This window comes from Neorhizobium sp. T25_27, assembly GCF_002968565.1.
In the GTDB taxonomy this organism is placed as follows: Bacteria; Pseudomonadota; Alphaproteobacteria; order Rhizobiales; family Rhizobiaceae; genus Neorhizobium; species Neorhizobium tomejilense.
In genome coordinates this window covers 251,589-264,189 of sequence record NZ_PVBJ01000006.1, presented here as the reverse complement: position 1 = coordinate 264,189, position 12,601 = coordinate 251,589, and the positions used below count along the sequence as shown (strand labels likewise).

The following is a 12,601-nucleotide window of genomic DNA, read 5'->3' as shown; positions in this document are numbered from 1 at the left end:
TCTCCCTTGATAGAGAGATGCTAACAAACGCTGTTGAATTTCTGGTTTTTGAAGATAGATAATCTATAAATAAGTTATTTGAGATAAAACGTATAAAATTTTATATTTATACCAGGGTGCTTGTTAATGATTTTTGTCTGGGATAGCATGGCGTTGCCACAACCAAGAAGGCCGCAGAGTGGTCCAGGAAATGCCCCAAGGACGTTCGTTTTTTAACCCTTCAGATCTCGCCGACATTATTCATAAGGCCTTCCGGATGACGACGCGCCTGCGTCCGATACGTATGTCGCTGCTGGGTCTGTTGGCCGTCGCCGTCCTATCGGGATGCGAGTCCTCTTCGGTTGCCGACAAGGTTCTCGACGACAAGGCGCTGAAGCCGCCGCCATCCGTGGTCGAGGAAACATTCGGGCGCGGCTCGACGGAAGTCACCGTGCTTCTCACCAAGGCGCCGAACGGCACCTATGAGGGTGCTGCGCGCGACATACGTGACGGTGCGGCACTTGCCATCGGCGAACTTGACGATGCCGGCGTCATGAAGATCAAGGTGATCGACGTGGCGCAGGGGCCGGCTGCCGTGGCCCCGGCGCTCGCCGCTGCCAGGGCGCGCAATTCCGGTCTGCTGATCAGTTACGCGCCGCAGGCAACGACGGCGGCGATTGCCGCCATTCCGGCCGACCAGCGACCGCCGCTGATCAATCTTTCAAGCCCCGTGGCCGGCGCGAACGTCTTCAATTTCGGGTTCGACGAGGTGGCGAGTGTTGCCCGGGGCGTGCGCCCGGTCATCACCTCCGGCCATAAGAGAATTGTCGTCCTGGCGCCCAACGGCATAGCCGGTGTCGACGAGGAGCGCCTGAGATCCGCCGTTGGCCAGGCCGGCGGCGCGCTGATCGGCGTAGTCCGTTATGATCCCGCCGCGCCGCTTGGCGACCTGCTTACCCGCAATAAGGCCCTGTTCGATGATGCGGGTGCCCTGGTGCTGATGGGAGACTCTGCGGCTGTCGGAACCATCCTCAAGGGTGTCAGGGCCTCTTTCGGCAAGCTGGCCGTGGTTGGAACCAGCCACTGGCCAACAGAGCTTTATGCCGATCCGGCTGCCGCGAATGTCATTATCGCTGCGGCCGATCCGGACGCCTCACTGTTGATTGGCGAACGATATCGCCGCTTCAACAAGCGGTCGCTTTCGGTCTATGCCGCGGAGGGTTACGACAGTATCGCGGTCGCTGCCGGCATCGTCAGAGGCAAGGGTGCGACGGCGCTGACGCCGGAAGCGCTGACGACGAAGACGGGGTTTCGAGGCGTTACGGGCCTGTTCCGTTTCACGCCGAGCGGAATGGCGGAGCGCAAGATCGGCCTTTACAAGATCGACGGCGGCCGGCTGGTGGCCATCGAGCCGAAGGCGGTCAGCTTCTGACCGGTTTGATGCACCGGTATCGGCACTGGATCTCGCCATCCGGGAGCAAATCCTCAATCTGCCGGTCGAGACGAAAAAGGAGTTCGGCTTCTCCTGTCTTTTGGCGAGCGGCGACCTTTCGGGCGCGGGCTATTTCCCGGACACTGCAGGCCGAATATTATCCAACGGAAAGACCGGGAGATTTTGCATGGTTGAGTATCGCTATCTGGGCCGCAGCGCCCTCAAGGTTTCGCCGCTGACACTGGGTGCCATGATGTTCGGCAACCAGACGCCGGACGACGTGGCCTTGCGCATCATCGACAAGGCGCGCGACCAGGGGATCAATTTTATCGATACCGCCGACGTCTACCACGACGGTAAGTCGGAGGAGGTCGTCGGGCGTGGCATCAAGGCTCATCGCGACGATTGGGTTGTGGCGACGAAGTTCGTCAATTTCCACAATAACAAACCCAACCAGGGCGGCCATTCGCGCAAATGGGTCTTCCAGACGGTCGAGAACTCGTTGCGCAATCTCGGCACCGATTATATCGACATCCTCTATTTCCACCGTTCCATTTTCGATGCGCCCCTGGATGAGCCGATGCGGGCCATCGCCGATCTGATCAGGGCCGGCAAGTTGCGTTACTTCGGCGTTTCGAATTTCCGCGGCTGGCGTATCGCCGAGGTATCCCACCTCGCCGACCAGCTGGGAATCGACAGGCCGATCGCCAGTCAGCCGCTCTACAACATCGTCAACCGCACCGCGGAAGCCGAGCAGTTGCCGGCCGCTGCCGCTTATGGTCTCGGCGTAGTTTCCTACAGCCCGCTCGCGCGCGGCATCCTCACAGGCAAGTATAATCTTGGGGAGGCGCCGGCCGCCGACACGCGCGCCGGGCGGGGGGACAAGCGCATGCACGACGTGGAGTTCCGCGAAGAATCGATCACGATCGCCAAGCAGATCGCCGCGCATGCGCAAGCGAAGGGGATTGCGGCTGCGGATTTTGCGCTCGCCTGGGTGCTCAACAACCAGCTCGTCACATCGGCGATTACCGGTCCGCGCACCGAGGAGCATTGGGACGGTTATGTCCGCGCGCTCGAGGTCAAGCTGGACGTAGAGGACGAGGCGCTGGTCGATCGTCTGGTCGCAACCGGCCATCCGTCGACGCCCGGCTTCACCGATCCGGCTCACCCGGTCGAGGGCCGCGTTGCCCGTTCGGCAAGTGGGTCGGCGCCGGTCGCTCCGCTCACGCGCTCGCAAAGCGTCGCCTAGCCGATACGGGCGATCAGGAACCTGGGTTTGGCGCTCCATAGCTCAAGCATCAGCGCTCGATGTCGGAAGCCGAGAATTCCCCGAGCCTCATCCGAATGGGCGGTTCCATTTCTGCAGGCCTGCTCTATCTGCTGGTGATCCGGGGTTCTCTCTCAAAGGCATACATGACTTCAGCAGATTCTGAGACGGAAACGACGGATGTCTGCATCGTCGGCGCAGGCCCCGTCGGGTTGGCACTCGCTCTGAAGCTGGAGAAACTCGGGCTCACCGTAACCCTGCTTGAAATGGGCGCGGGCGGCGCGGCGGAAGACGCCGGTGCCGGCGAGATCGAATTCACCAACGGCCATCATGCGCCTTCGATGGCGATGTCCCGTCCGGGCATCGGCGGTGCGTCGGCGCTCTGGGGCGGCCGGTGTGTCGCTTTCGACGAACTGGATTTCGCGGTGCGGGATCATGTGCCGTTTTCCGGTTGGCCAATTTCCCACGAGGAGCTTCGCCGCCACTATGCGGAGGCGCTGACATTCCTCAACTGCAATGCCGACGAGCCTCCCTTCGAGCCGGTCGGCGTCTCGGACAATAGGATCGATACGAACGCGCTGGAGCGCTGGAGCCGGTCTCCGGATCTCGGGCCGATTTACGGGGAGAGGCTCAAGGCGTCCAGGCGTATTCGTCTCGTGAACGCCACCGTCGCCGGCATCACGCTGGATGCGTCCGGCGCACGTGTCGAAAGCCTCACGGCCTACAGCGCCGGGCAGGAAAGCCAGATCACGGCAAGAACTTTCGTCCTCGCCGGAGGAGGGCTCGAAAATGCCCGCCTGCTGCTTGCCCTGCGGGAGAGGCGGCCGGAGGCACTGGGCGGCCCCGACGGTCCGCTTGGGCGCTTCTACCAGGGGCACCTCACCGGCTACATTGCCGTGCTGCAATTCGACAAGCTCAGGCTCGCGAGCCACTTCGCCTTCAATATGGATGACGAAAACTATATCTTCCGTCGCAGGCTGCAGATCACGCCGGCGATCCAGGCGGAGGAAAAGCTTCTCAACTGCGTCTTCTGGATCGACGCGATTTCGGTTGCCGATCCCGCGCATGGCTCGGGTGCGCTATCGCTCATCTATCTGTTCCTGAAGATGTTCGGTCTCTACCGCCGCCTCTCGAACGGCCTGGCGCCGACGGCCAGGGGACCTGAGAATATCGACCGCCAACAGCATTGGCGGAATATCCGCACCGATCGCCGGACGGCATTCGATCTGTTCGGATCGGTTCTCAACATGCTGGAGCGACGCATCGAACCGTGGCGCACGCTCATCAATCCGAAAGGCCGCTATCTGCTTCGCTACCATGCCGAACAGGTGCCCAATCCGGAAAGCCGGGTCTACCTGCAGCCTCAGGGCGGAGCGGGCACCCAGGCTGGTCTTGTCGTCGACTATCAAGTGACCGAACAGGACTTGAGTTCAGTCCTGAAATCGCACGAGATTCTCGATACATGGCTACGTGGAACCGGTCTCGGAAGGTTGGAATATCTGCATGACACTTCCCAGCGACGGCAGGCTGTGCTGAGCCAGGCATTTGACGGCTATCACCAGATTGGCCTCAGCCGCATGTCCGGCAACCCTGAAGACGGCGTGACCGATGCCGATTGCCGTGTCCATGGCATCGGCAATCTTTATCTTGCCGGCAGCGGCCTGTTCCCGACGGGAGGTCATGCCAACCCGACTTTGCCGGCCGTGGCGCTGGCGCTCCGGCTCGCCGAACACCTTTCCGAAACGCTCAGGCGATGATGGTCCGCCGGGGCCTGGAGGGGTAGGTCAATGCGGTGGACTTCTGGCGAAGCGTAAGCCTGCCGGCGGCGTAGAACATCAGGAACGAGCCGATCTGGTAGGGGAAAAGCACGTCGACCTCCACGAAGGCCCGGATTAGCAACAGAACGCTCAACGCACATAACAGCGTCGATCCGGAATCGCGGTTGCGGCTCAGCATCGCGCTCAGATGGCCGAAGACGTTTGTCAGCATGATCATGCAGAGCAGGGCGAGTCCCACGAGGCCGGTCTCGACGGCGACCTCGATGAACGTGTTGTGGAAATGGAACCCGCTGCGGGCGGTGATGAAGAAGTCGTCCCACAGTCTCTCGGCATCGGCGAAGCCAGGAACCCAGTAACCCTGATAACCGGTGCCCAGAATCGGGTTTTCGCGTATTGCCTCGATCCCCTGCTGCCAGAGATAGGTCCGTCCGGTCAGTGTCGAATCCTTGCCGAATATGCCGAGGACCGCGTCGATGGCACCGATCTGGAGCGCCCCGACTATCGCGACCACTCCAATCACCACCAGTGCGGCGACCAGCAGCTTGCGGTGATTGGGGGAAAGATGGGCGACCGGCATATAACCGACGCAAAGCGCCAGAACGCCGGCGGTGGTGATGGCAGAGGTCGCCGATTGAGAGGCGAGAAGGCAATAGGCGCTCAGCAGGCCGACGCCGCCCGAGGCGATCAACCAGAGACCCTTCTGCCGCCAGATGAGCAGATAGGATGCCGCGAAGAAAAGGCCGAGCGAGGCATAGAAGCCGAGCTGGTTCTTCGAGGAGAAGGCGCCGACGAAACTGTAGCTGCCGTCGATCGCGTCGTAGAGGTAGGTTCCGAACAGCATGGAAAACAGGAGCACGATCGCCGTGCCCACGATCGCGCCGCGGGTCAATGTCAGCACGCTGATCGTGCGCATGGCGATCAGCGCGCAGACCACATGCGTCAGGTATTGTATCGCGGTGCGCAGCGAGATGCCGAAAGCCGGCGACCAGAAGGCGGAAATGAAGCAGAACAGCGCAAACCCCAATATCCAGAGATATTTGAGGTAGTTGCCGAGAGCCCGCCGATAATCGGCGAGCAGCAGCAGGAACCAGACGCCGTAATAAGCGAGGATCGAAATCTGCCCGAACCGGCTCGAATAGGCGAACACGAAGAAGGACAGCGCGACCGCAGCCACGCCGTAGACTTCATTGCGAGCCGGATCGATCAGCGCAGATTTGGCAATCCTCATGCGATCCTCATTGCATCAGGAGCTCGGCGGTGACCTTGACGACGTCGCCAGGCATAAGCTTGTCGTTTTCGCCGACGACCACCTCTTTCGGCCCCTGACCTTCGTCCCGCACCACGGTGTATTTGATGGTGGCGGACTTGCCCGAAGGGTCGAATTTCAGCGCCTCGGCCGACTGAGCCACGGCTTCCGACATCAGTTCGCGGCTGGTGCCGAGCTGCAGACCGAGCTTTTCGAGTTCGGCATCGGTGTTCTGCAGTTCCTGGGCGCGCTGGGCCTCCCAGTCGTTGCGCAGGTTGATCTCGTCCTGGTTCGCCTTGTTGATATCCTGCTTGGCGCGAAGGGTGGAGGTGTCGATATCGAGGAGGTTGCCTTCGATAGTCGCTGCTCTTTCCTCGGCGGTGATGCGGCGGCTGGATGTCGCCAGCCCCTGTTCGGTCAGCTTCGCCATCTTTTCGCGATCCTCGCTGACGAGCTGCAGCTGCCGCTTCTGGGTCTCGGTCTTCTGGCTGAGCGACTGGACCTCGTTTTCGAGCAGCGTGCGCAGGTCGCCGAGCGCCTTCAGCTGAAGTTCGTAACGGTCGCGACGCGATTTCATCAGCGACGCTTCGCTGGCGATCAGTTTTTCGGCATTGCTGACGTCCTTGAGTTCTGGGGGGACTTTCAGGTCGGTAGCGCCGGCGACTTCCGCCAGGAGCCGGGCCCGGCGGGCGAGAAGCCGGGCGCGCTCGGAATCGTAGACGGAGGCGTCGCCGCGGGCATTGATGAAATCGCGGGCGAAGCGCTGGCCCGAATCGGACCGGAGAAGGCCGCCGGCGAGGCTGATGGCCTTCAGCACGGTGAGGTTGGGTGTATAGGGATATTCGCCCGGCGTATGCACGTCGCCGGCCAGGAAAACCGGCCGGAACTGGGCGATTTCCACGGAGGCCGACGGCAGGTTGCGCAACGCGAATTTGCCGCGCAACTCCTCGCCGATGGTTTTCGCCACCTCGCCCGCCGTCTTGCCGGCCGCCGGGAGGTCGCCGATGAAGGGAAGCGAGAGCGAGCCGGTCGGCCCGATGGTGTAGTCGCCGCTCACCGCATCCCAGTTGCGGATTGTGCCGTCGGCCGGCTGCCACTCGGCGACGCGGACGCGCAGCTTGTCCATCACGCCGAGGCGATAGCCGGCCTCGTCCGCAGTCGCGCTACCGGCCAGAGCGACTGTGATCGCACCGGCCAGAAAACATAAAGCACGCAGGCTCCTCGCGGAGGCGGTTTGTGTCTGCATGGATTTTTCCTTCAAAAGGCGCGGAATCAGGTCCGCGCTCGAAGCCCGCCAAAATCGCCGATCCCGTCAAGGGGCCGACGCCTCAGCAGAGGGAATGGATGATCAGTAACTGCCGCGCGCCATGCAGACGGCGGGGATCGTTTTCACGATGATGGCGACATCACCGATGAGCGACCAGTTCTGGACGTATTGGGTGTCGAACGCGATACGGGTGTCATAGGAAACGTCATTGCGGCCGCTGATCTGCCAAAGCCCGGTGAGGCCCGGGCGCGTGCTCAGGTAGTAGGCTGCAAAGCTGTCGTAAAGGTTCAGTTCCTCGTCGACCACGGGGCGAGGGCCGACAACGCTCATTTCACCCCGCAGAATGTTGAGAAGCTGCGGAAGCTCGTCGAGGCTGAGCTTGCGCAACACGGTGCCGACAACCGTCACGCGGGGGTCGACCTTGAGTTTGCGCGTCGCTCGCCATTCCTCCGCGGCTTGCGGATTGGCTTTCAGGTGGTTTCGCAGGACTTCATCGCCATTTACGGCCATCGTGCGGAACTTGAGGCATTTGAAGATGCGGCCGTTATGGCCGATCCGAGGATGGCCATAAAGAATAGGGCCATGGTCGGTAAACTTCACCAACGCCGCGATCATCAGGAAGATGGGACTGAACAGGATGAGGGCTAGGGCGGCGGCGGTGATATCGAAACTTCGTTTTGCCAAGCCCCCGGTTGGGAGAGTCATGCGGGCTTGGTCTGACGTTGAGAACGGCGAACCTGCCGAACGTGTCGCTGACTTCATAGAGTGAACTCCACTTAGGTTTTGCGATAGTCGGTGCCATTACGGCGCGTCATTGAGCGTTAATGTGATAATAAGTCTGTGTTCGCAATTTGATGAAGATCAAACTTTTCCGTCAACCGCCTCGGGCAGGGGGTGGGGGGTGATCCCCAACCCGCGATTGGGCGGGAACAACTTGGGAGATATACGCCAAAAGTACAGTCAATACTGTAGAAGGCGTGTAAAATTGGCCATGTAGCCAATATTAGCAGCTTGGGCCAAACTTATCCCCGCGTTCTCTCCTGTCGGTCGTCTAGTCATAAAACGCGCAGCTTCTTGGCGATGGGGACCAAAGTAGCTTTCGTCTGGGACCAAAGGCCCACTCCTGTTGCGTCGCAATACAATGCTGCAACGCAACAATGGTTGGCGGGTTCGCGTGAGCTTTGTAACAAAAGTTGATCGGGTTTGACGGGAGTTGAGAGAACTGGCCGCGGATTTCGTTCCAACCGGGTCGAATGCGGGCGAAAATGTGGCAAAACCGAGGCCTGAGCGCTTGTGGTACTGAGATAAAGATCGATCCATTGCCTGCAGTATTTATCGGGAACCTCGAGGACCTTACGAAAGTTTCACCAATAGCTGGCACTATCGGGATCGGAAAACTTGAATCCTCTCCGCCAGACTCATATGGTTGTTTTATCGGGAGAGGAGCCTGAAAAGCCTAGAGCGGAACATTTATGTTCGGGAGGAAGGATCATGTACGCGCCGCGCGTCTTTATCAGCATGACAGGGACTCTGATCGTGTTCGCGGTGGCTGCGTACTTTATCACCGGGTCGGTCTATACGGCATTTGTACAGACCCTGATCTGTGCCGTCCTGATCCAGGCGGGATATTTCGTCGCCATCCTCTATCTGGTCCGCCGTGAAAAGCAGTTGCGGGATGCAGGAGTAACTTCGGACGCCGCTGCGGCGGCCAAGAGCTCAAAGGACGGCAGCCGGCGTGACGGGCTGCGTGCCGATCCCGCTCCGCACCTTCCGGCCGGCGATACCTGAACGAAATCGCGCTTTTTTCTGCCAGTTTCACACGAGGGCCATTTTCCTGGGCCCATAGTTGCGTTGCGATGCAACATGGAGTGGGCTATGGCGGAAAACGCTTCTCAGACGATCTGCGTCATCATCGCGGTCAAGAATGCCGCGGAAACGATTGGAATAGCAATCCAATCCGCCTTGAACGAGGCTCGTGTCAGCGAGGTGGTGGTGGTCGATGACGGCTCGACCGACGGCACCGCCGATGTCGCGCGCAAGGCCGACGACAAGTCCGGGCGGTTGACCGTTGTTTCGTTCGAAAAGAATCGCGGCCCCTCTGTCGCCCGCAATCATGCGATTGCCATATCGAGCGCGCCGCTGATCGGCATCCTCGATGCCGACGACTTCTTCTTCCCCGGCCGGTTCGCGCCGATGCTGGAAGAGGAGGGCTGGGACCTCATCGCCGACAATATCGCCTTCATCTACGAACCGAGCGGCCCCGTCCGTCCGGAACGGTTCGAGACCCGGGCGCGGACCATGTCGCTCGTCGAATTCGTGGAAGGAAACATCTCCAAGCGCGGTGTCAAACGCGGCGAGACCGGGTTCCTGAAGCCGGTGATGAGCCGGGCTTTCCTCGATGCCCACGGTCTCCGCTACGACGAGAACATGCGTTTCGGCGAGGATTACGACTTCTACGCCCGGGCGCTCGCCAAGGGCGCGCGCTACAAGGTGATAGAGCATTGCGGCTACGGCGCCATCGTGCGCCAGGATTCGCTGAGCAGCCGGCATCGCACCGACGACCTGCGCAAATTCTACGAGGCGGACGACGCGCTCCTTGCAGATCCGGCGCTTGGCGAAGAGGAAAGGGCAGTAATCGTGCGGCATCGCGACCATACGCGCGACCGTTACGAGCTGCGTGCCTTCCTCGACATCAAGTCGCAGGCGGGGAACGGCGCGGCCATCCGGCACCTGCTCTCCCGCCCGCAGGTCCTGCCGGCGGTCGCGACAGGCATCTTCCTCGACAAGCTTGATCTCCTGCGCGCCAGGTCGTCCAAGCCGCAGGCACAGCCGGCCGGCATGCGCTATCTTCTGCCTGGCATACCCGCCGTTCAGAAATAATCGCGGCGTATCCCTTCCAGCATCGTCCGGAACCTCTCCTTGCGCTCGTCCAGAACCTCGACGGGGCTGAGCCGCGGTTCCGCGCGGCTTGCCTGCCAGAGCGCCAGCACCGACGGAGCGGCAAGCAACTGCTTCGCCATGCCGCGAAGGCCGGTCCGCGAGGGCGTCCGGGTAATGACCTCGCCGCTGTGCGGCTCCGGCGCCGCCTCATGTGCGGGTCGCTGACCTTCGAAGCTGAAGCCCCAGAAGCGCGAGCGCTTGGCCACCGCTTCTGCGCGGGTGGAGACCGGCACGTAGCGAGGTTCGTAAACCGTCCCCACCGATGCGGCCCAGTCGTTCCACTTGAAATTGTTGATGGAACGGGAGCTGCTGACGGCCACCCACGGCACCCGGAAGGCATCGGCCAGGATCGCGCCGTGCATGGATTCGGCGATGATCAGCTCCGACTGGGCGATGTGGCGGATGACCGATTTGGCCTCGCCGCGCGGATCGAGATAGGTGAGGCCGACGGGCTCGCAGACGGCGTTCCACATGCCGAATTCCGCCGATTCCCAATGGGGAATGAAGGTCTTCTTGTGGATTTTCGGCAGATTCTGGAATTCCGGCATCTCGGCGATCATCGCCGCCGGGTCGGTGATCGCCTTGTCGGGCGAAATGCCGAGCTTGGCGGCCGTCATCGGGCCGCGGACCGCCCGCACGTCCCATTCCGCCGCGTCGGCGACATCAGGCGGCGTGCCATAACCGTAGCCGCTGCCGATGACCAGCTTCTTCTGGCCTGCAGGCAGCAGGACCGGATTGAGGACAGTGCCGACGCCGACCAGCAGGACCTCGGGGTGAACGTCCCGAAAACCGGGAAGCAGCGCATCCCAGAGCCAGAGATTGAGGTCGTCGCCGAAATTGCCGTGATGCGATTCCCAGTAGTACGCTTTCATGCGGGCCTCCGTGGGATAATGAAATTAAAAGGAAACACAGGCATTTAGCGTGCGTTGCGGCCGAGCTTCCCGGCCCCAAGTTCGAATGCTGCCCGGATCAGCGCGGGATCACGCATCACCCAGCGGGCGAGCAGGCCGAGGTCCGGCGCCTGGCGGCGTTTCACCCGTCCGGCCTGGCTCCAGAGGGCCTGCCGCCGGGCAGTGTTCTTGTAGGATGCGATCGAGGCGACGTCGCTCGGGCGGGAGCGGAAGCGCTCCTCCAGCGTATCGAGCGCCACCCAGGTGTTGAACTGCTGTCGCAGGAACTGCGGCGAGCGATTGTCGATGCTGTGGAAGATGTTGAGACCCATGCCGCGGGCCGCACCCTCTTCGTCGCAGAGCAGGGTGCGCTTCGATTTCAGGATGCAGTCGACGAAGAACAGCACGTCTTCGGCCGCCAGCCGTAGCGAGGGTTCGAAACGGACCGTCTCGAAGACCGGCCGGGCGATGACCATGCAGGAGAGATGCAGGAAGCTCCAGTTCTTCAGCATGACGCTCGCGAGATCCGGCATTTCGATCAGGAGCGGGCTTTCAGAAAGCCGCGTACCGCCTTCCGTCTGTTCGAGTTCGGCCATGCCGAAGTGGTAGTAGAACTCGTCGCTCGCCTGCATCGAGGCCCAGTAGCACTCGGCATCGAAGCGGGTCATGCTCTCGAACGCATTCTTCAGGTGATCCGGCAGCCAGACGTCGTCCGAATCGAGAAGTGCCGCGTAACGGGTGGCAGCGGGTATGTTGTCGAGGCCGGTATTGCGTGCCGCACCCGGCCCGCCGTTCAGCTGGCGGATTACGCGGATGCGGGATCTCCAAGCATCTTCAATGCCTTGAAGCTCCATATCTGCGGAAAGGGGCGACTCGTCGTCGACGATGACGATATCGAAGTCCTGATAGCTCTGATCGAAAATCGATTTCAGTGCGCGGCGGAGAATGCCGGCTTCCTTTTGGAAAAATGGGATAACAACCGTGAACGTCGCCATGTTTTTGCCCCTGCCTTTTCAAAGAATTACAAGCCTCCGACGTTTGTCGGGCTCCGGGTTGACGGCAGTGCGCTGCCGTATCGAATGACCTCCCGTAACAGGATTTGACCATATGGCTCCCGCCAAGACGATCACACCGGCCTCGGCCGAGCGCGCTATCTAAGACCGTTACATTCGGGCTGAAATTTGTCACGGGCTCCAATCTGGCAAGACCGCGGGCCTTGGAAGATCTCGGATCGGTCTCCCGAGGCACCACCCGGTGCTGTTTTCGGCGATGATCTGCCGGTCGTCCTGCGCATCCTCGCAGCGCAGTTAACGAAGTCTTATCTGGAGGCGGCAAGCGGCGGTGCAGCCGGGGGAGACCCCATCAATTGGCACCCTTTTGGTGGCTGCGGCCTGGTTTTGCAGAAAATTCAGGACGTCGTCCGCTGCCGCGGATCCCGGCGGCGCAGCCGGGGTCGGCTTTGCCCGATTGTGTCCCAGATTTGCCCAGATTACGCCACATTCCGCGCCCGTTTCAGGGCGAGGAGGTACATGGATACGAAAGTGCTAGCCGTTTCGGCCTATTGCAAAAAGATTTTTTTGTGCTGTTGCGGTGCAGCATTCCGAGCCCCGAAGTAGGCCCTGAACCCTTGAAAATCATAAGTCCCCGAAGCCGTATCGGACGCCGGGACGGGAGCCTCTTCGAGCCTCAGTATATCCGCGCGGGTTGCTTTTTTGCTGCGCCGCCACATTTTGCGCCAAACTCGGCCCGATCCTTTTTGCGTGACTGCGGGCTCAAGTCTGCTCTGATTGAAACGGTGGTGA

At 61.1% G+C, this 12,601-nt stretch carries 10 protein-coding genes; 5 read left to right on the top strand and 5 right to left on the bottom strand.

What is annotated here, in order from left to right; translation table 11 throughout:
• Nucleotides 1-256: 256 nt before the first annotated feature.
• From C5J24_RS18865 to C5J24_RS18855, 3 genes are all read left to right on the top strand, one after another.
• Nucleotides 257-1,411 (top strand): ABC transporter substrate-binding protein, encoded by a 1,155-nt coding sequence (locus C5J24_RS18865; RefSeq protein ID WP_172724043.1) that lies wholly within the window; start codon nucleotides 257-259, stop codon nucleotides 1,409-1,411.
• 187 nt (nucleotides 1,412-1,598) lie between these two features.
• Nucleotides 1,599-2,660 (top strand): aldo/keto reductase, encoded by a 1,062-nt coding sequence (locus tag C5J24_RS18860; RefSeq protein ID WP_105419983.1) that lies wholly within the window; start codon nucleotides 1,599-1,601, stop codon nucleotides 2,658-2,660.
• Nucleotides 2,661-2,824: 164 nt separating this feature from the next.
• Entirely contained in the window at nucleotides 2,825-4,435 is a 1,611-nt protein-coding gene (locus C5J24_RS18855; protein ID WP_105420144.1) for a GMC family oxidoreductase, read from the top strand.
• On the opposite strand, the gene C5J24_RS18850 is transcribed toward C5J24_RS18855, so the two are convergent.
• The 3 genes from C5J24_RS18850 to C5J24_RS18840 all read right to left on the bottom strand — a co-directional run bounded on the left by C5J24_RS18850 (nucleotide 4,425) and on the right by C5J24_RS18840 (nucleotide 7,731).
• Complete coding sequence (locus C5J24_RS18850) at nucleotides 4,425-5,684, bottom strand: O-antigen ligase (RefSeq protein ID WP_105419981.1); 1,260 nt, start codon at nucleotides 5,682-5,684, stop codon at nucleotides 4,425-4,427. The two genes, C5J24_RS18855 and C5J24_RS18850, sit on opposite strands and share 11 nt — an antisense overlap.
• Nucleotides 5,685-5,691: 7 nt before the next feature.
• Complete coding sequence (locus tag C5J24_RS18845) at nucleotides 5,692-6,948, bottom strand: polysaccharide biosynthesis/export family protein (protein ID WP_105419979.1); 1,257 nt, start codon at nucleotides 6,946-6,948, stop codon at nucleotides 5,692-5,694.
• A 102-nt stretch (nucleotides 6,949-7,050) separates the two neighbouring features.
• Nucleotides 7,051-7,731 carry a sugar transferase gene (locus C5J24_RS18840; RefSeq protein ID WP_046634162.1) on the bottom strand — a complete coding sequence of 227 codons (681 nt, stop codon included), beginning with the start codon at nucleotides 7,729-7,731 and terminating at the stop codon, nucleotides 7,051-7,053.
• A gap of 729 nt (nucleotides 7,732-8,460) precedes the next feature.
• Between C5J24_RS18840 and C5J24_RS32630 the strand changes: the two genes are divergently transcribed.
• Nucleotides 8,461-8,757, top strand: coding sequence for an exopolysaccharide production repressor protein (locus C5J24_RS32630; RefSeq protein ID WP_105419977.1), 297 nt, complete (start codon nucleotides 8,461-8,463; stop codon nucleotides 8,755-8,757).
• Nucleotides 8,758-8,844: 87 nt separating this feature from the next.
• Nucleotides 8,845-9,849, top strand: coding sequence for a glycosyltransferase family 2 protein (locus tag C5J24_RS18830; RefSeq protein WP_105419975.1), 1,005 nt, complete (start codon nucleotides 8,845-8,847; stop codon nucleotides 9,847-9,849).
• Here C5J24_RS18830 and C5J24_RS18825 read toward each other — a convergent pair.
• Together C5J24_RS18825 and C5J24_RS18820 are read right to left on the bottom strand one after the other, a co-directional pair.
• Nucleotides 9,840-10,781 carry a polysaccharide pyruvyl transferase family protein gene (locus C5J24_RS18825; protein ID WP_105403100.1) on the bottom strand — a complete coding sequence of 314 codons (942 nt, stop codon included), beginning with the start codon at nucleotides 10,779-10,781 and terminating at the stop codon, nucleotides 9,840-9,842. The genes C5J24_RS18830 and C5J24_RS18825 overlap by 10 nt on opposite strands.
• Before the next feature lie 44 nt (nucleotides 10,782-10,825).
• Nucleotides 10,826-11,794, bottom strand: coding sequence for a glycosyltransferase family 2 protein (locus tag C5J24_RS18820; RefSeq protein WP_105419973.1), 969 nt, complete (start codon nucleotides 11,792-11,794; stop codon nucleotides 10,826-10,828).
• Nucleotides 11,795-12,601 lie beyond the last annotated feature (807 nt).